Genomic DNA, 21637 nt, shown 5'->3' with positions numbered 1-21637 from the left:
GAGCGGCTAAAATGATTTCAATCTAATTGGTCAGCGATCAGTTTTTGCTCGTCTTGGTATCGTTTGATTTTAGATACATGTTTTCGTAGCAGTAGTTCGTCGCTTCGATGTAACCTTCAACACTACCGCAGTCAAAACGTTTACCTTTGAATTTGTAGGCAAGAACACAGCCTGATTTCGCTTGTTTAAGCAGTGCGTCGGTAATTTGGATTTCACCGTTTTTGCCCGGTTCGGTTTGCTCAATAAGCTCAAAGATATCTGGGGTCATAATGTAGCGACCAATGATCGCGAGATTGCTTGGCTCTGTGCCAGGTTCTGGTTTTTCAACCATGTCGTCGACACGGAAAAGATCGTCTTTGATCATTTCACCGGCAATCACACCGTATTTGTGAACTTCTTCTTTCGGCACTTCTTGTACCGCCACAATGGTGCAACGGAATTGTTTGTACAGCGATACCATTTGTGACAGCACGCCTTCATCAGGGTTAACGCATAGGTCATCGGCTAGAACCACGGCAAAGGGTTCATCACCCACCAGTTCACGACCCGTTAAAATGGCGTGGCCTAACCCTTTCATTTCACGTTGACGAATGTAAGTGAAATTGGCGCTATCAATGATGTCGCGGATATCCACTAACAATTCTTCTTTATTCGTGCCTTTAATTTGGTGCTCTAGCTCATAGTTTTTATCAAAGTGATCGGTCAGTGATTGCTTACCGCGACCCGTGACGATGCACATACCGTTCATTCCCGCTTGAATGGCTTCTTCTACGCCGTATTCAATTAGAGGCTTGTTAACAACAGGCATCATTTCTTTCGGCATAGATTTAGTCGCGGGTAAAAAACGTGTGCCATAACCAGCGGCAGGGAATAGACATTTTTTGATCATGATAGAAACCTTTTTGATTTTTATAACCTGAATGTAGGCGGTTTTAATATGCTGAGTAAAATAGCATTTTTCTTATCTGCAAGACAAATATATCAAATGAATAAAATGTGAATTTAGATAAGGCTGCAAGCGTGCTATTTACAACTTGATTACTCTAACGGGGGATTCAAGCCGGCCTAGTTTGCTCGATAACCAATAAAAATTAATGCAAATCAAATGCCAACTGTAGTTATAGGTGCAATTGAGCCCAATTGATGGCCTGGCGACGATTACTGACATTGAGCTTTTTAAATATACGATAGAGATGAGATTTTATGGTGTGCTCACTGACAAAAAGTTGGTCAGCAATATCAAGATTAGATTGATGGGCTTGCATTAAGGATAATATTTCTAGCTCACGTCGGGTCAAGGATAGGCGAGTTTTCAGTAAGCTGTGATCTTGATGTTTATTGAGGTTTTGCCAATGTTGAAACAGGTCGAGAAGGAGGGATTTGGGTAAACAATTTTCTCCTTGTAATAACCGCAGTACGTTTAGACGAAATTGTTCACTGGATATGGTGTCATAAAAATAGCCAGACAAATTTGTCCACATGGAAAGTAGCGCCAAGTTGGGCTGTTTTGGGGCAAAAATAAGCGCATTCGATTGGGAGCGTTGCAACAAGGGATGAGTTTGGAGTTCCATTAAAGTGACATCATTAAATCGAGCATCAACTAAAATGAGGTCACATTTTTCGATCGGCTGAAATTGCTGTAGAGCTTCAATATTCACAATACGAATGTGGAGGTTTTCAATCTCGTCTAGTTTTCTCAATAATGGATCATAGTGAGAAATAAACGGAGACAGCAAATAAATCGTTGGCGTATTATCTGAGCAAGTCATGACATCCTGTCCTGAGAATTACTTAAGTATGAAAATTGAGCTCAGACTGTAGGGGATGAACATACAGGATTGTAGCCCGAACGTTGGCTTGGTGAACATATTCTTGAATCTGAGAAGTACTTCATCATTTTTTTACTTTAATGAAGAGTGCCTTGTAATTTAAAGGTTTAGTGAGTGACACTCAGTAGTGAGTATGGAAGAACTCGCTTTTGATATTCAGTAACCTTAACTTCCCCTTCGGGAGCATCTTGAGGTCACTTGGGTATAGCTGTACCCTTGTGGGTAGAAAGCATGATATAATCGACCACTATTTTAGAAATACATTGAGACGGAGCAGAACATGGCTAGCCGCGGAATAAATAAAGTAATTTTAGTCGGAAACCTAGGCAACGATCCTGAGATTCGTTACCTACCAAGCGGTGGTGCAGTTGCAAATATTACCATTGCGACCTCTGAAACTTGGAGAGACAAAGCAACAGGTGAACAACGTGAAAAAACGGAATGGCACCGTGTGGCCTTATTTGGCAAATTAGCGGAAGTGGCCGGTGAATATTTGCGTAAAGGTTCTCAAGTGTACGTTGAAGGTCAACTACAAACTCGCAAATGGCAAGATCAAAGTGGCCAAGATCGTTACACTACAGAAGTTGTGGTTCAAGGCTTTAACGGTGTAATGCAAATGTTAGGTGGCCGTGCTCAAGGTGGAAATCAAGCACCAATGGGTGGCAATCAAGGTCAAGGTGCTGGTTGGGGACAACCTCAGCAACCACAAGCACAGCAGTCTCGTCCACCGCAACAGCAGCAACCTCAGCAGTCGGCTCCTCAATATAACGAGCCACCAATGGACTTTGACGACGACATTCCGTTCTAATTTTTGCTGAGTGCAAATAAAAATGATCGTCACCGCACGATTTCATTCAAAAGCCGCATGTTAATTGCGGCTTTTTGTTATTATTAAATACCCAAGTAACCTCAAGGTGCAGAATTCAGAGCTATCATCCAAGTTCTTAGGCAAGGAAGATTTATGCGGAATGTAAACACCTTTCAATTAAATCTGACGCAGGCTAAGGTCTTGGATGAAGCTCCCGAAGGGTAAGTTAAAACAAGCTTTATGCTGCGTTAAATTGAATAGAGATAGAATGACTATGATCATATTCAATTCGCCTTGCCTAAAGCTTGTTTTATTCTTGCTGAAACTCGCATCTTGAGGTTGCTTGGGTATAACATATATGAATTTTATTTCCTGTTTGGATAGCATTTTATTAGCACTGGAATGAGTGTTATCAAATAGGGGAAATGCCTTAAATGGAATTAAGCGTCAATGAGATATACCCCAACTTTGAAGCTGAGTACTCGTCTGGTGGCCTTTGTGACCATGATCGTTGTCAGCGCTATGTTTATTTTGTTTGTCGGCGGTGTGTTCACATTTAAAAAAATGGGTGGTCAATATGTTGATCAGAACCTGCAGCGTGTCACCAATATCATTGATAATGAATTAGCAACGCCACAAGACTTTGATGCCATGCGTCATTGGCTACCTAAATTGCTGCAAGCGAGTAATGTGGTGCAATTAAAACTGATATCGCCAGCCGGACAAGTTTATTTATTTAATAATAAATCGATGTTGCAAAATAACGACGATATTTTGCTTTATAACAAAACCTATCCACTCAAGCGTAATCCTGATTATTATGCGGAATATCAAACTGTCCCGCCTTACGCTAATAACAGTTATTCATTTGAAGCATTTTTCTCTTTAACATTGGCAGTTCTACTCGTTTTATTTTGCTTATTGAAAGGCTTGCAATGGTTGCGGACGCAGCTTTATGGTTCGGAATTGTTGGAAGAACGAGGCCGGATGATCCTCGCAGGGCAAGTAGAAAAAGTATCACAAGCCGATGAACGAGAATGGCCATATACAGCCAGTGAAGCGCTTACTCGTTTAATTGCCGAGTTAAATGACGCCCGACAAGAACGTAGCCGATTTGATACATTTATTCGCACACATACCTTTTTAGATCAATTAACTGGAGCGGCAAACCGAGTATTATTTGATAGTCGTTTAGAGGCTGCATTACAAGAAACCGACGCATCTGGCGGTGTTTTGGCGATCGAAATTAATGGTTGGGATGAACTGGTAGACACCGTGGATCAAGCAGAATCGGAAGCATTTATTGTTTCCGTTGGGCAAATCCTCACTAATTTGTCTCAAAAATACCCTAATGCTGTATTTGCTCGTTATTACGAAGGCCGTTTTGCTTTGATGATTCCACATCAATCTTCCAAGGAAATGACGACCTTAGCCAGACAATGTATAAACCAGTTGGCCAAACTCGAGCTACCTGAGTGGCTTGATGCCGAAAACTGGTGTCACATTGGGGTGACATCTTATTCACAAGGTGAGCGACGCGGTAAGATCATTGATGAAGTAGAAACCGCACTAAAAACCGCACGTATTGAAGAAGCCAATAACTGGGCTGAATTCGAAAAAAAACGGAATAAACAAAGAGAAGAACGCGGTGGGGTCCGTTGGCGGAATTTGTTTGATTCCGCGATAGACCCAAATAAGTTGTTTATTTATGAACAGCCTTGTTATTTAATAGGTAATAACAACGAAAAAGTCGTTGAACACTATGGATTATTTACCAGAATCATGGATGAGCGAGGGGCCAAAATTAAGGCGTCTCGCTTTTTAACAGCTATTGAACAGGTCGGTTACGAGAAAACCTTAGACCAAGCCACGCTTAAAGCGGTGCTGTCGTATTTGAAAACAGATCTGACTAATAAGCACTATGCCATGTGTTTATTTACGCAACCATTTAAAAATAAAGCGCATAAATATTGGTTACGTGATGAACTATTGCAATTACCCAAATCGCTAAGACAGCGAATAAGCTTTGAGTTTATAGAGCGAAATTTAGTCAGCGATCTTGATATTATGCGACCTGTCATTGCTATGTTAGCTGGGCTAGGTTGTCGGGTGATGGTGAATCAGGTGGGGAGAACCATTGTAAGTACCCACTACATTAAATTGCTGCCAATTACTTATTTGAAGTTGCACCGAAGTTTAGTGAAACAAATTGATCGAAGAAATGAGAATCAGCTTTTTATCCGTAGCTTATTAGGTTCTTGTGTTGACAGTAATACGAAAGTGATTGCGGTTGGGGTGGAAACCGAAAGTGAATGGGCTGTGTTATCCCGGTTAGGGCTAGATGGTGGACAAGGGCGTTACTTTGTTGAAGAAACGCAATTATTACCTACTATCGATGTATCGCAACCTTCACCGACTGCTCGCTTAATTAAGCCCGGAAGAAGAAATCGTTGGCGAAAATAAAGGAAAATATTCAATCTATGAGTATTAACTCGTTTATCCAAAAGTTTATTGATAAAGGCCCGCAAAAAGCCTCTCTCAGTATTGTGATGCTGACGGATGGGATTTATGTTGCTAAAGCCGATGACAATGGGGCAGAAACAGCCTCATTTTATGAGCTCACCGATAACAACTAGGACTTCGTTTTAAGCACGGCCTTGAAAGAGCATCATTGTCATAACATGCATGCTTCAGTCACGCTTGGCTCGCACCTATATCAAAGCTATCAAATTGATCAGCCAACAATACCAAAGGAAGAGTGGCCAGCCGCATTGCCGTTTTTATTAAAAGATCTGATTACCGAACGCGTCACGGATATTGTGGCGGATGGGGTGGTGTTACCCGGCTCAAATAAAGTCAAAGCCTACGTACTCACTAAACGTTTTGTCGAGCAAATTAAGGCGGTATTAGAGCAATACAGCAATAAGCTGGTTCGTATTTTGCCAGAAGATGAAGTCTGGGCTCGAACTCGACCGGATATTTCTTCTTTTATGCTGCTACACCGTTCGCAAAATAGTGAATTTAAAATCGGTGCTTATGTAGAAGAAGGTTCGGTTTCCCAGCGTACGATTCGTGGCGTCACTCCTCCTGTAACCGGAGAGTTTGAAAGTACCTTGCAACTGGATTCTCTTGCACTAGAACTGCAGCGTTCTATGGATTATTTGTCCTCGCAAATGAAGTAAATTCAGATCAACAAACTGTTTTTGTGTTGTGATGGTGAAAATGCCGAAGCGTTATTACAACAGTTACAAGAATGCCTCAATATATCGGTTGAACCTCTATTACTGACGGATGCTGCGCAAAAAAGCGGTGAAGTGTTAGCGGGAGAAGTATTTCAGCTTGGTTTACAAGGCGTAAACCTGTATCCCGCCCATCTACAGCCGAAAAAAGAAGTGTTTAACCTTAATCTAGTGGCGGCCAGTTGGGTTGTTCTTATTGTGATTATGTTGGGGATGTATTCAGCCTACAGTTATCAAAATCATCAATTGTCACAACAGGTTTCTGTACTGAGCCAGCAAGCGAAGCAATTATCTGATGAAGTCGCCGTATTAAATAAAAAGTTAGCGACACATAAACCATCTCCTGCAAAATTAGCGGCAGTGGAGCGTTTAAAGCAAGACGTAAAAACCAAACAAGCCTCATTGAAAGTCATCGAAAGTTTTGATGATCGTGACAAAGTGGGCTATTCCGGCATCATGAATGGCTTGTCCTCTATTGATCGCAGTGATATATCCCTGTCAAATATTTATATTTCTAACGGAAGAATGAACATTCAGGGCTTAGCTAAATCACCGGAAGTTGTGCCAAGCTGGGTCCAGCAGTTTAAAAGTGAAATGAATCTAGTGGGTCGTACGTTTCAAAGCCTATCGATTGGTCGTGATGAAAATAACGTCGTGGTCTTTTCTTTATACTCAAACCCAGGAGACCGTCGTTAATGGATGCTTTGAAAAAACAATGGGCTGAGTTGAGTGAGAAGTTCGCTAAATTATCAGAGCGCGAAAAATGGCTGACCACCATTGCTGGTTGGATAGCGATTTTATTTTTACTGTTTACGTTTGTGATTGAACCCATTCAAGAAGATAACAACGCCAAACGCGTTCGTATTGCTTCGCTTCAGGGGCAGATTGGTCAGCTGCAAGGCGATATTGCCATGATCAAACATAAACTTGAGCAAGATCCGAATGACAAGTGGATAAAGAGTACACTGTCTTACTCACAGAAAGCCAAGATTTGTCATTGCGTTTATCTAGCGTGGTGGATGGTTTAGTGACGCCAGAAGGCATGGCGGCGTTATTGGAAAATGTATTAGAAAAAACGCACAAATTACAACTGGTGTCTTTGACTTCCATGCCGAGTGAACCGATCTTGATTGATGGCTCGGATGAAACCATTGGTTACTATATTCATCCAGTGAAAATTAATTTAACCGGTAATTATTTTGATATTGCCGATTACTTGGCTCAACCGAATACTGGAATGGCAATAGTTTTGTGACCAATACAGATGATAGTGGCAGTGAGTTTAAGGCTAATGTGTATTACGTGCAGAGTAATGTCACTGGGAGTTCGGCTCAATTAAGTAGCAATAGCCCATCGAGCTTGCAGAAAGTGAGTGCAGGTAAATCTAGTGTGCTTAGAGCACAACAAGTGAACTCACAACGTGAAACCGTTCGTTTATTCTTGCGTCAAGGGAATAGCGACACTGTTGGTGGCTATGGCAACAATGCTGAACCGGCTGAAGATGATGAGCTAAAGGCGACCAACGAAGGTTGGAGTATTGAAGAGGATATTAAGCAACCTTGGCTGCAATATAATTGGCGTAATAAAGGTGATGAAGATCCTTCCACTGTCGTTAATTTTGGTTCCTATCGAGGCAATGATCGTATTATTTATCGGGGTGAGCCGAATTTAACGGGGAAGTGATAGGGGAGCGGGTCCTAGTCCCTAGGAAGAGTGGTTTCGGGGAGCGTCTTTTAGAGAAGGGAAATGTAACATCGTTATTCCAAAAGTGAGGTACGAACTGTTTGGAATCTCCTACAGCGGTTGGAGATCCTGAACTGCGCTCCTTCGTCGCTTTTCAGGATGACGGATTTTTTATCTAGTAACTCGCAACCTATCTTTTGTCTTTTTCGAGCCCCGAGCAGTGAAACGCCCGAGCACCGAGATACGCTCGCTCTTTCTTTTCCTATAAACCAGGGACTAGCACCTAGGAACCGCTCTTTGCTCTTTTCCGAGCCACGAGCAGCGAAGCGCCCGAGTATCGAGAGACGCACATCTTTTTTCCTTCCTTGGGTTAACTTTGTGTAAGAATCCCGCCTATTCTTACTCTGTATGAGGTTAATGCTTGCCGATAGTGCAACGCATTGGTACATTTAGCACAATTTTATTTCCTTCTATCGCTCTTAGGATAACGAAGAATATGTTTAAGAAACTTCGTGGTATGTTTTCGAACGATCTTTCAATCGATCTAGGTACCGCAAACACTCTAATTTATGTAAAAGGCCAAGGCATCGTTTTGGACGAGCCTTCTGTTGTTGCGATTCGTCAAGATCGCGCTGGTTCTGCTAAAAGTGTGGCAGCTGTTGGGCATGAAGCTAAGCAAATGCTTGGTCGTACACCTGGCAATATTTCAGCGATTCGTCCAATGAAAGACGGCGTAATTGCGGATTTCTACGTAACTGAGAAAATGCTGCAACACTTCATTAAGCAAGTGCATGACAACAGTGTATTAAAGCCTAGCCCGCGCGTATTAGTGTGTGTGCCGTGTGGTTCAACTCAAGTTGAGCGCCGTGCAATTCGTGAATCTGCTTTAGGTGCAGGTGCACGCGAAGTTTACTTAATTGATGAGCCAATGGCAGCCGCGATCGGTGCTGGCCTACGCGTTTCTGAGCCAACCGGTTCAATGGTAGTAGATATCGGTGGTGGTACAACTGAAGTGGCGGTTATCTCACTAAACGGTGTGGTTTACTCTTCTTCTGTACGTATCGGTGGTGACCGTTTTGATGAAGCGATCATTAATTACGTTCGTCGTAACTACGGCAGCTTAATTGGTGAAGCAACTGCTGAGAAAATCAAACACGAAATCGGCTCTGCTTACCCTGGCGAAGAAGTGATGGAAATGGAAGTACGCGGTCGTAACCTTGCAGAAGGGGTGCCACGTAGCTTTACTCTGAACTCAAACGAAATCCTAGAAGCGTTGCAAGAGCCTCTATCTGGTATCGTTTCTGCTGTCATGGTTGCACTTGAACAGTGTCCACCAGAATTGGCTTCTGACATTTCAGAAAACGGTATGGTGTTGACGGGCGGTGGTGCATTACTGAAAGATCTTGATCGTCTACTTACCGAAGAAACCGGTATCCCTGTCGTGGTTGCCGATGAGCCTTTGACTTGTGTTGCTCTAGGTGGCGGTAAAGCACTTGAGATGATCGATATGCATGGTGGCGATCTGTTCAGTGAAGAATAACTCCTTTATGTTTGGAATTGTAGCGTCATTGACGGCATTCATTCGCCTCTCTACAACACCAATGATTTAGGCGTTATCGACTAAGATTGAATCGATACACAATTTAACTGCATGAAATTGATATTTGGCCGCGGCCCATCTTTACAACTGCGTTTATTTTTCGCACTGATCTTATCAGCCGGCTTAATGCTGGCTGATAGTCGTTTAGACACATTCTCAAACGTACGTTATTTACTCAATAGTTCTGTCGCCCCCATTCAGTATGCGGCTAACTTACCTCGAAGCATGTTTGATGGCATGTACGAGCGTCTTAATAGTATGAAATCTCTTATTACAACGAACAGCGCATTGAAAAATGAGTTGCTGACTTTAAAAAGCGATCTCTTATTATTGAAGCAATACAAAGAAGAAAACGAACGTTTACGTGAATTGCTGGATTCTCCTTATGTGCGTGATGAACGAAAAGTCGTGACCGAAGTGATGGCGGTAGATTCTTCACCATATCGACATCAAGTGGTGATCGATAAAGGTCATACTGATGGCGTTTATGAAGGTCAGCCTGTTATCAATGAAAAAGGGATTGTTGGTCAGGTGATTAACGTATCGGCACATAACAGCCGTGTGTTATTACTGACGGACAGTAACAGCTCCATTCCTGTGCAAGTATTGCGAAATGATATCCGTGTTATTGCTTCCGGTAATGGGGATATAGATTCGATTCAACTTGAAAACGTGCCAACCAGTACCGACATTCAAACCGGTGATCTGCTGGTTTCTTCTGGTCTGGCTGGTCGTTACCCTGAAGGCTATCCTGTTGGTTATGTGACGGAAGTAAAAAACGATAATCGTATTCCTTTTGCTGAAATCACCGCCAAACCTGTGGTTGAGTTTGACCGTCTGCGTTACTTGTTATTGGTGTGGCCAGATCAAGAACGTCAAAAGCAAGCACAAACGATAGAGCAAACAGAACAGGCGGGTATCAATGGGCAATAATATACTACGCAGTAAATTTATTATTTGGTGCTCATTTGTTATTGCACTGATCTTACAAGCCGTGCCTTGGCCTGGGCCTCTTGAAATGATGCGTCCAACTTGGGTGATCTTAGTCTCCTGTTATTGGATTTTAGCCTTGCCGCATCGAGTTAATGTCGGTTCAGCGTTGATCTTAGGCTTACTTTGGGATCTTGTTATTGGAAGTACTTTAGGTATTCACGGTATAGTCATGTCTGTCGTGGCGTATTTAGTGGCGTTGAATTTCCAAGTCTTGCGTAACATGGCGTTATGGCAGCAAGGTGTTGTGATTGGTGCGTTAACCGTACTAGCGGAATTTTTAGAATTTTTCGGTGAGTTCCTAATCCAAGATGTGGAGTTTGATCCACATTACCTTTGGGCGGGAGCCATCAACTGTATTTTGTGGCCTTGGATGTTCTTATTACTGAGAAGGTTAAGAAGACACTGGCATATGCGTTAAACTGCTATTGAATGGCGTATGGCCGACGTTGTCTATTTTATTGGTACTATGAGGTCGTATGTCTGGTCAATTTCAATCGCAGCCGAGTTTTTATTTAGCGTCTAGCTCCCCAAGACGTAAAGAGCTTCTTATTCAACTCGGCTATCAATTTGGCATTGTCGTGCCAGATATTGAAGAGCAGCAACAATCTAATGAAACTGCGCCCGATTATGTGGCGCGTTTATCTTGTCAGAAGGCTCAAGCGGGCGTTGCAATGCTTGCCAAGCAAACTCCATCATTTTCACTACCGGTGTTAGGCTCGGATACGATCGTAGTTGTGGATGATCACGTTCTCGAAAAGCCGAATGATTTTTCCCACTTTTGTCACATGATGGCGTTATTGTCTGGTAGAAAGCATCAGGTGATGACAGCAGTGACGGTTGCGAATGCCATTCATAGCCAAACTCGTACCGTCGTAACGGATGTTTGGTTTAAAGCATTAACCGAGCACGAAATAATATCTTATTGGAATACAGGTGAACCATGCGATAAAGCCGGAGGTTACGGCATTCAAGGTATTGGTGGTCGCTTTGTTTCACGTATTGAAGGCAGTTTTCACGCTGTGATGGGGCTACCCTTACTGGAAAGCGATGAATTACTTAGCCTGCCCGAATTTGGTATTAGCAGTTTTTAGGGCTCCGGATTCGAACACAAAATTTCTAATTTATATTTAGGTCATCTCAGTTTTGGCGCAGCTTTTTATCATTTTTTGTTGGCCAAACCTGAGGTAGAACCTGACCAATTTGAGAGGCACAACCATGAGTGCAGAATTATTAATTAACGTCACACCGAGCGAAACCCGCGTTGCGATGATTGAGTCGGGGATGTTACAAGAAGTGCATATTGAACGTGAAGCACGCCGTGGCATCGTTGGTAATATTTACAAAGGAAAAGTCAGCCGAGTGCTACCTGGTATGCAGGCGGCGTTTGTGGATATTGGTTTAGATAAAGCCGCTTTTCTTCATGCCTCGGATATCGTACCGCATACAGAATGTGTCGCTGAGAACGAAAAGAAGCAATTTAAAGTACGCGATATTGCTGAATTGGTGCGTCAAGGCCAAGATTTGGTTGTTCAAGTGGTGAAAGATCCACTAGGAACGAAAGGCGCGCGTTTAACTACGGATATTACTTTGCCTTCTCGTTATTTGGTCTTTATGCCTGGCGCGGCGCATGTTGGTGTCTCACAGCGTATTGATGATGAAGTGGAACGCGAACGTTTGAAAAAAACCGTGTTGCCATATTGTGATGAAAATGGCGGCTTTATTATTCGTACGGCTGCGGAAGGGGCTGACAGCGAAGAATTGGCACAAGATGCCGCATTTCTAAAGCGTTTGTGGAATAAAATCAACGAACGACGCGCTAAATACAAAACGCGTTCCATGCTGTATGGCGAAATTGGCTTGGCACAACGTATTCTACGAGACTTTGTGGGGACGGAGATCAGCCGCATTCAAGTGGATTCCCGCTTAGCCTACGAAACCTTGCTTGAGTTTACATCTGAATTTGTGCCGAATCTGACTGACTTGCTGGTCTTGTATAGCGGTGATAAGCCCATCTTTGATATGTACGATACTGAGAATGAAATCCAGCGTTCTTTAGATCGTAAAGTGGAATTAAAGTCGGGCGGTTATTTGATCATCGACCAAACCGAAGCCATGACCACGGTAGATATCAATACTGGCGCTTTTGTGGGGAGCCGTAATCTCGAAGAAACCATTTTCAATACCAATATTGAAGCGACACAGGCCATCGCTCGCCAACTGCGTTTACGTAACCTCGGTGGCATCATCATCATTGATTTTATCGACATGTTAGAAGATGAGCATCGTCGTCGTGTATTGCAATCATTGGAATTGGCGTTATCTAAAGATCGTGTGAAAACCAATATTAACGGTTTTACACAGCTGGGATTAGTCGAAATGACTCGTAAGCGCACGCGTGAAAGTATTGAACATGTGCTGTGTTCCGGTTGTCCAACCTGTAACGGACGAGGTTCAGTCAAAACTGTTGAAACCGTGTGTTATGAAGTCCTGCGTGAGATTACCCGAGTGAATCGTGCGTATGATGCCGATAATTTTGTCGTCTATGCGGCGGTTGCGGTGGCTGAAGCGTTGCAAGGTGAAGAGTCACACGCATTGGCTGAGTTGGAGCTGTTTATTGGTAAGCAAGTAAAAATTCAAGCAGAGCCACTATATAGCCAAGAGCAATTTGATGTTGTGATGATGTAATGACAGAAAAAACACTGACATTGGCTACCCGTATTTGGCGTGGCATTCTGTGGGCGGTCCTGACGATTGTGGTGTTTTGGGCGATCAGCGTTACGCTATTACGCCTATTCTTACCTAACCTTGACCAGTTCCGTGAAAACATTGAAGCGCAGGTGCAAAAGGCGACCGGCGTGCAAGTGGAATTTGATTCCGTGCGCGCTTATTGGGGGAATTTAACGCCTGCATTAGCTCTCAAACATGTTCAGGTGTTTCTGCCAGGTGAAGAAATTCCTATTGTGACGATCGATCGCGCTGATGCCGAAATTGATTTTCTCGCGTCATTGATTCATTTCACGCCCAAACTAGCGGATGTCAAAATTCAAGGGTTACGGGCTGATGTCAGCCGTTGGCCATTAGTACCAGAAAAAAACTCATCGACAAATAAGCCGACAACGGACACGTCTTTAGACGCTTTAAAAGATGTTCAAAACTTGTTTTTGCGTCAATTAGGTGAGTTTTCACTGACCGATTCCAGTATTCAATATCTGGCTCCCAATGGCGAAATTCGTCTATTGGATATCGATCGTTTACGCTGGCAAAACAATGGCAATCAGCATAAAGCGGAAGGTCTGGTCAGCATTGCAGGGGTCAACCTCAATAAAGTGTCGGTGATTGCTAACTTTACTGAGCATGGCAATTTGCGTGATCTGGATGGCGAGTTCTATGTCTCCGCGCAAAATATCCGAGTTACGCCGTGGATGCCACAATACATCAAAAAAACCACTTCCATTGATTCAGGCCGTGTCAGCCTCAACACTTGGCTAACCTTGAAGCAAGGCAAGCCCACGGATGCCTTAGTTGAGCTGATGCCGTCGTATTTGATTTGGGGAGAAGAGGACGATGCTCACCAGTTGGATATTAAACATGGCGTAGTGCAGCTGCAGCCTGATGGCGAAGGCTGGAAGATCCAAGGTTCACAGTTTCAATTCAAAACTAATAACGACGACTGGCCAGCATTCCAGTTTGCGCTCGATTGGCAAAAAGATCATCAAGCCTTCAATATTTCTCGTTTAGATATTCAATATCTCGCGCCTTTAGTCGGGGTACTTCACTCACAAAACGATGCCATGACTTGGTTAAATAACTTGCAACCAAGTGGATCGATTGAAGACATTCGAGTGGATATTCCAAAGCAAAAAGAGCAATTCACGTATTCAGCTAAATTGACGGATGCCAAGATCAAGCAATGGGATTTGCTGCCGGGCGTCAATAAGTTGCAAGCAAGCGTGACGGGTAACGCCGACAATGCTTCAATTAAAGCCACACTTGATGACGATGTGGTGCCTTATGGTGAGGTATTCCAAGCGCCACTCAATATTGAACATAGTAAAGTTAACCTAGTGTGGCAGCGTTATGATGACGGTTGGAAAATTTGGTCTGATAAAATTCAGGTATCCAACGAAGATCTGTCTGCAATTGGTGAGTTTCAGCTCGATTTTAAAGCGGAGCAATCGCCATTTTTGTCTTTATATGTTGAAGCGGATGCGCATAAAGCCGGTGAAACATGGCGCTATTTACCAACTTTAGCACTCGGTCGTGATTTAACTGACTACCTTTCCTCAGCTATTCAAGCGGGTAGTGCCAAGACTGCGAAGATCTTATGGTACGGAGCATTAGAAGACTTTCCTTATACCAATCGTAAAGGGATCTTCCAAGCACAATTGTCTTTGAAAGACGCTCGTTTTAGTTTCGATACCGCATGGCCATCGATCACCAATTTACAGCTCGACTTGTTGTTTGAAAATCAGAGTATGTATCTACATTCCACTTCGGCGGATTTGATGGATGTACATGCGAATAAGATTGACGGTGTGATTCCAGATTTAGCCCCTGATGGTCATATTGAAATTCACGCTCAAGCACAAGGTGAAGGTGCATCAGTTCGTGATTATATGATGTCGACTCCGCTGGTGGATTCTGTTGGTGCGGCGTTAACGGCAGTGAGAGTGACTGGACCGGTGGACGCTGAGTTAAATCTGTCTATTCCATTCAATGGCGATGATGCCGATGTGAGTGGTTTCGCTAACTTGAAAGACAACCCGATTGAGGTACAAACGCCATCGATTCAACTTGAGCACGCCAACGGCAAAATCACGTTTAATAATGATGTGGTCTCAGGCTCAGGTTTAAAAGCTCAGTTACTAAATCAAGATATTGCGTTGGATTTCAACAGCCACAGCCAAGGTCAAGGGTATAGCGTTGGCATTGATGTGGTCGGTGATACCGATATGATCAAGCTGAAACAACAAATCGATTCTGTGTGGTTAAAACCGTTGGCGGGTAACGCACCGTGGAATCTTGGTGTCGATATTCAACTTAATGATATTGGCTTCACCTACCAGATTGATGGTAATGCGGATTTGGAGTTTTTAACCAGCCAATACCCTGCGCCACTTGGAAAAGCGCTTGGTATTAAAGGGAAAGGTCGAGTTCAAGCTGCGGGTAATCAAGAAACGGTTAATGCGCGTATTACCCTGCCGAATGTGAAGTACCAAGCCGATGTCGATATTCGCCAAGACACACCTGTATTGACGGCAACCAACTTAATTATCGGACGAGGTGACTTTAAAGTTAGCCCGATTGGCGGTCATTATTTATCGTTGAATAATAATAAGTTTAACGCGGATGAGTGGATTGACTTTGTCATGGATGGTGAGCATTCCTTGAAAGTGAAGCCTGCAGATAAAGATCCGGTTGTGGTGAACGTGGATTCGGGCAATGCCGATGTAAAAGCTGCGCAACAAAGCGGTGATAAAGCGGCTAAGCATGAAGTTGACATGCCTGCGATTCCAATGCCGGAAGTGATCAGCATTAATACTCAAACGTTGGTGCTCGGGGAATTGGATTGGCATAAAGTGAAGTTGAATGCGATTCATCGCCCTCAAAACTGGCGTTTTAATTTATCCAGTAGTGAGATTGTGGGGACAGGGGAGTTCCGTAATAAAAAAGATCTTAATTTAGATTTGAAGAGCGTGCATATCTTTGTACCGCAATGGGATAACTCTGAAGACAGCGAGCCAACACTCATTTCTGATAAAGCGAAAGATGAGCCACTGATCAGTGAGTTCGACCGTCAATTCCATCAGTACATGCCTAATCTGTCGTTAAAAATAAATGATTTGTGGTTGCAAGGCTATAAAGTCGGCACGGTAGACATGCAATTACAACGTGAAAAAAATCGTTTAGTCTGGAAAAATTTGGACTTTAAAACAGGCTCGAATCATTTAAAAGCCAAAGGTTGGTGGGAACTGGCTGGTGAAAAGAGTCATTCTAATTTTGATATGTCATTGACGGGGAAAAACAACTCGGAAGTGATGGCGCGCTTTGGGATTAATTCGGGGATCCAAAAAGCTTCATTCGATATTTCCATTGCGTCGAGTTGGGATGGTTCGCCTTGGTCAGTCAAAACCGATACTTTAAGTGGCCAAGTGAAAACGGAGTTTAAAGATGGCGTGATTACCGATGTAAATGGCGCGGCGCGTCTGCTCGGTTTATTCAGTCTTGATTCTATCGTGCGTAAAATGAAGCTTGATTTTACCGGTGTTTTTGATGACGGTATGACGTTTGATTCAATTAAAGGCAGCGGCAAAATCAGTCGTGGTGTGTTTGTCACTAATGACTTAGAAATGGATGGCGCAGCGGGTGATATGACCTTAAAAGGGAAAGCGGACTTGAATACACGTTTGGTGGATGCTGAAGTGACTTTCGTGCCGGATCTCACCTCCAGTATTCCGTTGGTATCGGCTTTTGCCGTTGCACCTCAAACGGCGCTGGCGATCTTTGCGATCACGAAAGTGTTATCACCTGTGGTCGATGTATTTACTAAGATCCGTTACGAGGTCAAAGGCCCATTGGATTCTCCGGAAGTTAAAGAAATTTCACGTAGTAAAGGGGAATATCAGCTGGATAAATCAGTCAAGTAACTCCCTTGGTCGTTGAAGTTGTCGCTTTGCTGACGCTGTTCATTCGTCTCACTGCAACTTCAATGACTTTGGAACGGGATAAATTGGGGCAGAATTCAAAGGAGTGAATATGTCAAAAGTCGGTTTGATTCAGATGACTTCGGGGCCAGATCCTGAAGTCAATTTGCTATTCATTGAGCAGCAATTACAACAAATGCAATCGCAACCACAGCATAAAGCCGACTGGGTGGTGCTGCCTGAAAATGCGATTGTGTTTGGGAGCAAACAGGATTATCACCAGCACGCCGAGCCACTGGGTTCAGGGCCGCTGCAAACTCGCCTTGCGCAATTAGCGCAACAATTTCAACTCTATTTATTAGTGGGTTCTTTTCCGGTTCGTTGTGAACAAGGCGTGAAAACCACCAGTTTGCTCTTGTCACCACAAGGCGAACTTATCGCTGATTATGACAAGTTACACATGTTTGATGTCGATGTGGATGACGGCCATAAACGCTATCGTGAGTCGGATACGTTTGTTGCAGGAAACCGCGTGGTGGTGGCTAATACTGATTTGGCTAACATCGGGATATCGATTTGCTATGACTTGCGTTTTCCTGCTTTATTCCAACAATTACGCTCACAAGGTGCGGATGTGATTACCGTACCGGCGGCATTTACTTATGTCACAGGTGAGGCGCATTGGGAAAGTTTATTACGAGCGCGCGCCATTGAAACTCAATGTTGGGTGGTGGCCGTGGGGCAAGTCGGTACTCATCCTTGTGGACGACAAACTTGGGGCCACTCAATGGTGATTGACCCTTGGGGACGAGTGGTGGGATCTTTATCCGAGACAGCCGGCTTTATAACCGTTACCATAGATCCCAAAATCAACCAAACCATCAGAGCGCAAATGCCCATCGCACAGCACGCTCGGTTTGATTCTATCTTGAAAGCATAAATGACAGGTATGTATGACACTGACTAAGGTTGAAGACGCATTATTAGCGCCGTCGGGTTTAACTGATGGCGACATTCACAACACATTAGCGAGCATTGCCACTCGTCATATTGATTATGCGGATATTTATTTTCAGTCGAGCTGGCATGAATCTCTGGTACTTGAAGACAGCATCATTAAAGACGGTTCATTTAATATTGATCGAGGCGTAGGTATTCGTGCTATTGCGGGTGAGAAAACCGGGTTTGCTTACTCTGATCAAATCGATCTCAATGGCTTACAACAAAGTGCGATTGCCGCTCGTGGTATTGCTCAGCAAGGGCAAAATGCGCAAGTCAAAGCCTTTACTCGACAAAGTACCCCTCAAATTTACCAAACGGTGAATCCATTAGAGAGCTTGGATAAGCAGCAAAAGATTGAATTGCTAAAACAAATCGATGCCTATATTCGCAGTAAAGAGCCGTTGATTCAGGAGGTGTCGGTTAGCTTAAGTGGTGTCTATGAACAAGTGTTGGTCGCGGCGACGGATGGCACTTATGCTGGCGATGTGCGTCCTCTTGTTCGCCTATCGATCAGTGTGTTAGCTCAACGTGGCGAACGCCGTGAACGAGGTAGCGCTGGCGGTGGTGGCCGTTACGGCTATCAAACCTTTATGCAAACCTTAGACGATGGCAAAACCCAAGCGATTCACTTTGCCGATGAAGCGATTCGTCAAGCCTTAGTGAATTTAGAAGCGGGCGAAGCGCCAGCCGGTACTATGCCAGTGGTGTTAGGTTCAGGTTGGCCAGGTGTTCTACTGCATGAAGCCGTGGGGCATGGTTTAGAAGGCGACTTTAACCGTAAGCAATCTTCGGTATTCTCAGGCAAATTGGGCCAAAAAGTGACGTCGGATTTGTGTACTATCGTTGATGATGGCACGTTAAAAGACTTACGTGGCTCACTCAATATTGATGATGAAGGTGTGGAAGGTCAATACAACACCTTGATTGAAAATGGCGTATTAAAAGGGTACATGCAGGATAAACATAATGCAGGCTTAATGGGCGTGGCGCCAACCGGTAATGGTCGTCGTGAATCTTACGCTCACTTGCCGATGCCACGCATGACCAATACTTATATGCTGCCCGGTGAACATACACCAGAAGAAATCATCTCTACCATCAAAAAAGGCTTATATGCACCTAACTTCGGTGGCGGCCAAGTGGATATTACCTCTGGAAAGTTTGTGTTCTCAGCATCTGAAGCCTACTTAATTGAAGATGGCAAAATTACTCGTCCAGTGAAAGGGGCAACCCTGGTTGGTTCTGGTATTGAAGCGATGCAGCAAGTCTCTATGGTTGGTAATGATTTATCGATTGATAAAGGCGTGGGTGTATGTGGTAAAGCCGGTCAAAGTGTGCCGGTTGGCGTTGGTCAGCCGACTTTGAAGTTAGATGCGATCACGGTTGGTGGGACGCAGTAAGCGTTCGTGACTCGAAGATCGGGCACTGCGTTGCTCGTTGCTAGAAAAAGAAAGTTAACCTTCTAGATACCAAAAAAGACTTCCTTGGTTCTCATTGATAGAGAGGTAGGGAAGTCTTTTTAGTTAGTCGAGCTGTATCGAGATACGAGCAGCGTAGCGTTCGAGCGACGAGATTCGCTGTTATAATCCCTTCAACGCCTTTAATATCTGAAAGATCTCTCTTGACGCTTTAGGTGGCTTATTGCCGCCTTTTTCTTTTTGTGCTTGGCGTGCTAATTGACGTAGACGTTGACGGTCTGCTTCAGGGTGCGCTTCCATCACATCTTCAATTGCAGGATCGATATCAGTGATAATGCGATCGCGCATTTGCTCGAGCTTGTGCAATTCAGCTGTTGCTTGAGAGTGTTTATTGCGCAGTTTATCCAGTTCAGCTTGAATTGGCTCTGGATCCACTTGGCGCATCAGCTTACCAATGTATTGCAGCTGACGACGCTTTGCTTCATTTTTGAAACGTTGCGCATCCGCAATCGCTTCACGCAAATCATCATCTAATGGAAATTTCTCTAGTGCAGCAGGTTTTAGGCCAACCAGCTCTTCACCTAATTTTTGTAGCGCATCCATATCGTTTTTCATTTCGGTTTTACTGACCCAAATGATTTCCTCTTCCTCTTCCCATGGTGCTTTTTGATTTTTACGAGCCATAATCTCTACTTATTTATTATATGGAGGTTTATTTGGCTATTTTAGCAAGAATTATGGGGAGAAAGCGAAATTCTTGTTATCCTAAAGCCAATGATAGTGAAATAAATAACATGATTAAGAGTGGATATGGACGCAAAACAGCAAATCGCACAGCAGAAAGTTGAATTAGAAGCCGCCGTTGCCAAAGCATTAGAAACCGCTCAAGTGAGTGCCGACGCGGTCGAAGTGGCGATCACGAAAACCACAGGGATCAGTGTGACCACTCATGCTTGTGAAGTGGAGAATGTTGAATTTAACAGTGATGGCGCATTAGGCATCACTGTATATCGAGGTCAATGTAAAGGCAGCGCGTCGACTTCTGATTTAAGCGATGTCGCCATCCAAAAAGCAGTCGCAGCGGCGTTGGATATTGCCAAGTTTACTTCCCCAGATCCGTATGCAGGTCCGGCACCAAAAGAATTGATGGTGAAGGATATCCCTGATCTTGATTTATTCCACCCAGATGAAACGAACCCAGATTACGCGTCAGAGATGGCGATTCGCGCAGAACGAGCGGCACTGGAATACAGCGATAAAATCAAACAAAGCGATGGTGCAAGCTACGATAGCCATTACGGTATTAAAGTGTATGGCAACAGCCACGGCTTATTAGTGAGTCAAGCCTCGAGCCGCCATAGTATCAGCTGTAGTGTGATTGGGGCGGGTAAAAATGGTGAGATGGAGCGTGATTACAGCTACACCATGGCGCGTCATAAAGATGATTTGTGGACACCTGAGACGGTAGGTTTGCAAGCGGCTAAAAAAACAGTAGAGCGACTTGATCCCCGCCAAGTGAAGACGGGTCAGTATCCGGTGTTATTTGAATCCAGTGTCGCGACAGGATTATTAGGGCATCTTGTGATGGCAATCAGCGGTGGCAATCTTTACCGTAAATCCTCTTTCTTGCTCGATCGTCTTGATACTCAAGTTTTACCTAGCTGGTTTAATATTTCAGAAAAGCCGCATATCTTACGCGGTTTGGCGTCTGGTGCTTTTGATAGTGAAGGCGTCGCGACACGTGATATGCAAATTATTACTGATGGCGTGTTATCCACTTACTTACTGACAAGCTACGCCGCGCGTAAGATGAATATGACCCCAACGGGTCATGCTGGTGGCATTCATAACTGGTTTGTCGATTCAACCGGTCAAGATTTCGCTCAATTGGTGAAAGAGATGGGCACAGGTCTTGTTGTCACCGAATTGATGGGGCAAGGTGTGAATATGGTCACCGGTGATTACTCACGAGGCGCAGCCGGTTTTTGGGTAGAAAACGGTGTGATTCAATACCCGGTATCAGAAATCACCATTGCGGGTAATTTGAAAGATATGTTCAACAACATTTCCGCTGTCGGCACTGATGTAGAAACCCGTTCCCAGATTCAAACCGGTTCGATTTTGATTGATGGAATGAAGATCGCGGGGGAATAGGTAGACGTTTATCGGAATCTCGTTTCTCGTGGCTCGAAAAAGCAAAACATCATGCACTGATAATAAACTAGAAGCAGGACGTTTCGAGTAACAAGCAGTAAAGGGCCCGAGATTTCGAATTTCGTTAAACATATATTCAACTATTGGTAGTCAGTAATATCGGTAGACGTTTATCGAAAGCTCGTTTCTCGTGGCTCGAAAAAGCAAAACGTCCTGCGCTAATAATAAACCAGTAGCAGGACGCTTCGAGTAACGAGCAGCAAAGCG

General features: G+C 43.9%; 20 protein-coding genes. 17 read left to right on the top strand and 3 right to left on the bottom strand.

Annotation, left to right across the window (positions count from 1 at the left end):
* Nucleotides 1-37 precede the first annotated feature (37 nt).
* The gene (galU, locus tag Vgang_RS10050; protein ID WP_105900771.1) at nt 38-889 is read right to left on the bottom strand and encodes a UTP--glucose-1-phosphate uridylyltransferase GalU; all 852 of its coding nucleotides are present in this window, start codon (nt 887-889) and stop codon (nt 38-40) included.
* Nucleotides 890-1118: 229 nt separating this feature from the next.
* Nucleotides 1119-1769, bottom strand: a complete 651-nt coding sequence (locus Vgang_RS10045; protein WP_105900772.1) for a helix-turn-helix transcriptional regulator — start codon at nt 1767-1769, stop codon at nt 1119-1121.
* Between the two features lie 340 nt (nt 1770-2109).
* On the opposite strand from Vgang_RS10045, the gene Vgang_RS10040 reads away from it, so the two are divergent.
* The 16 genes from Vgang_RS10040 to tldD all read left to right on the top strand — a co-directional run bounded on the left by Vgang_RS10040 (nt 2110) and on the right by tldD (nt 19198).
* Nucleotides 2110-2637, top strand: a complete 528-nt coding sequence (locus tag Vgang_RS10040; protein ID WP_105900773.1) for a single-stranded DNA-binding protein — start codon at nt 2110-2112, stop codon at nt 2635-2637.
* A 450-nt stretch (nt 2638-3087) separates the two neighbouring features.
* The gene (gene csrD, locus Vgang_RS10035; protein ID WP_105900774.1) at nt 3088-5100 is read left to right on the top strand and encodes an RNase E specificity factor CsrD; all 2013 of its coding nucleotides are present in this window, start codon (nt 3088-3090) and stop codon (nt 5098-5100) included.
* A gap of 17 nt (nt 5101-5117) precedes the next feature.
* Nucleotides 5118-5273, top strand: coding sequence for a hypothetical protein (locus tag Vgang_RS10030; protein ID WP_157945983.1), 156 nt, complete (start codon nt 5118-5120; stop codon nt 5271-5273).
* Nucleotides 5274-5318: 45 nt separating this feature from the next.
* Entirely contained in the window at nt 5319-5819 is a 501-nt protein-coding gene (locus Vgang_RS10025; RefSeq protein ID WP_105900775.1) for a hypothetical protein, read from the top strand.
* A gap of 21 nt (nt 5820-5840) precedes the next feature.
* Nucleotides 5841-6572, top strand: coding sequence for a hypothetical protein (locus Vgang_RS10020; protein WP_105900776.1), 732 nt, complete (start codon nt 5841-5843; stop codon nt 6570-6572).
* Complete coding sequence (gene gspM / locus Vgang_RS10015) at nt 6572-6904, top strand: type II secretion system protein GspM (RefSeq protein ID WP_105900777.1); 333 nt, start codon at nt 6572-6574, stop codon at nt 6902-6904. Before Vgang_RS10020 ends, gspM begins: the two co-directional genes overlap by 1 nt.
* Nucleotides 6874-7131 carry a hypothetical protein gene (locus Vgang_RS10010; RefSeq protein WP_157945985.1) on the top strand — a complete coding sequence of 86 codons (258 nt, stop codon included), beginning with the start codon at nt 6874-6876 and terminating at the stop codon, nt 7129-7131. Before gspM ends, Vgang_RS10010 begins: the two co-directional genes overlap by 31 nt.
* Nucleotides 7128-7559 carry a DUF6701 domain-containing protein gene (locus Vgang_RS10005; RefSeq protein WP_105900779.1) on the top strand — a complete coding sequence of 144 codons (432 nt, stop codon included), beginning with the start codon at nt 7128-7130 and terminating at the stop codon, nt 7557-7559. The genes Vgang_RS10010 and Vgang_RS10005 overlap by 4 nt, the downstream gene beginning before the upstream one ends.
* Before the next feature lie 496 nt (nt 7560-8055).
* The gene (locus Vgang_RS10000; protein WP_105900781.1) at nt 8056-9099 is read left to right on the top strand and encodes a rod shape-determining protein; all 1044 of its coding nucleotides are present in this window, start codon (nt 8056-8058) and stop codon (nt 9097-9099) included.
* 111 nt (nt 9100-9210) lie between these two features.
* Nucleotides 9211-10092: a rod shape-determining protein MreC gene (mreC, locus tag Vgang_RS09995; RefSeq protein WP_105900782.1), complete on the top strand. Its 882-nt coding sequence runs from the start codon at nt 9211-9213 to the stop codon at nt 10090-10092.
* Nucleotides 10082-10570 (top strand): rod shape-determining protein MreD, encoded by a 489-nt coding sequence (gene mreD / locus Vgang_RS09990; protein WP_105900783.1) that lies wholly within the window; start codon nt 10082-10084, stop codon nt 10568-10570. Before mreC ends, mreD begins: the two co-directional genes overlap by 11 nt.
* A gap of 58 nt (nt 10571-10628) precedes the next feature.
* The gene (locus Vgang_RS09985; protein ID WP_105900784.1) at nt 10629-11243 is read left to right on the top strand and encodes a Maf family protein; all 615 of its coding nucleotides are present in this window, start codon (nt 10629-10631) and stop codon (nt 11241-11243) included.
* 124 nt (nt 11244-11367) lie between these two features.
* Nucleotides 11368-12837: a ribonuclease G gene (gene rng / locus Vgang_RS09980; RefSeq protein ID WP_105900785.1), complete on the top strand. Its 1470-nt coding sequence runs from the start codon at nt 11368-11370 to the stop codon at nt 12835-12837.
* A complete protein-coding gene (locus Vgang_RS09975) occupies nt 12837-16799 on the top strand; it encodes a YhdP family protein (protein ID WP_170066807.1) in 3963 nt (1320 codons plus the stop codon). The genes rng and Vgang_RS09975 overlap by 1 nt, the downstream gene beginning before the upstream one ends.
* A 109-nt stretch (nt 16800-16908) precedes the next feature.
* Nucleotides 16909-17736 carry a carbon-nitrogen hydrolase family protein gene (locus tag Vgang_RS09970; RefSeq protein ID WP_105900786.1) on the top strand — a complete coding sequence of 276 codons (828 nt, stop codon included), beginning with the start codon at nt 16909-16911 and terminating at the stop codon, nt 17734-17736.
* Nucleotides 17737-17749: 13 nt separating this feature from the next.
* Complete coding sequence (gene tldD, locus Vgang_RS09965; protein WP_105900787.1) at nt 17750-19198, top strand: metalloprotease TldD; 1449 nt, start codon at nt 17750-17752, stop codon at nt 19196-19198.
* Between the two features lie 180 nt (nt 19199-19378).
* Here the strand turns inward: tldD and yjgA are convergent, their stop codons facing one another.
* Nucleotides 19379-19900 (bottom strand): ribosome biogenesis factor YjgA, encoded by a 522-nt coding sequence (gene yjgA, locus Vgang_RS09960; RefSeq protein WP_105900788.1) that lies wholly within the window; start codon nt 19898-19900, stop codon nt 19379-19381.
* A gap of 126 nt (nt 19901-20026) precedes the next feature.
* Between yjgA and pmbA the strand changes: the two genes are divergently transcribed.
* Entirely contained in the window at nt 20027-21370 is a 1344-nt protein-coding gene (gene pmbA / locus Vgang_RS09955; protein WP_105900789.1) for a metalloprotease PmbA, read from the top strand.
* Nucleotides 21371-21637: the final 267 nt, after the last annotated feature.

The organism is Vibrio gangliei (assembly GCF_026001925.1).
GTDB classification, from domain to species: Bacteria; Pseudomonadota; Gammaproteobacteria; order Enterobacterales; family Vibrionaceae; genus Vibrio; species Vibrio gangliei.
This window is presented reverse-complemented; position numbering and strand designations above follow the sequence as displayed.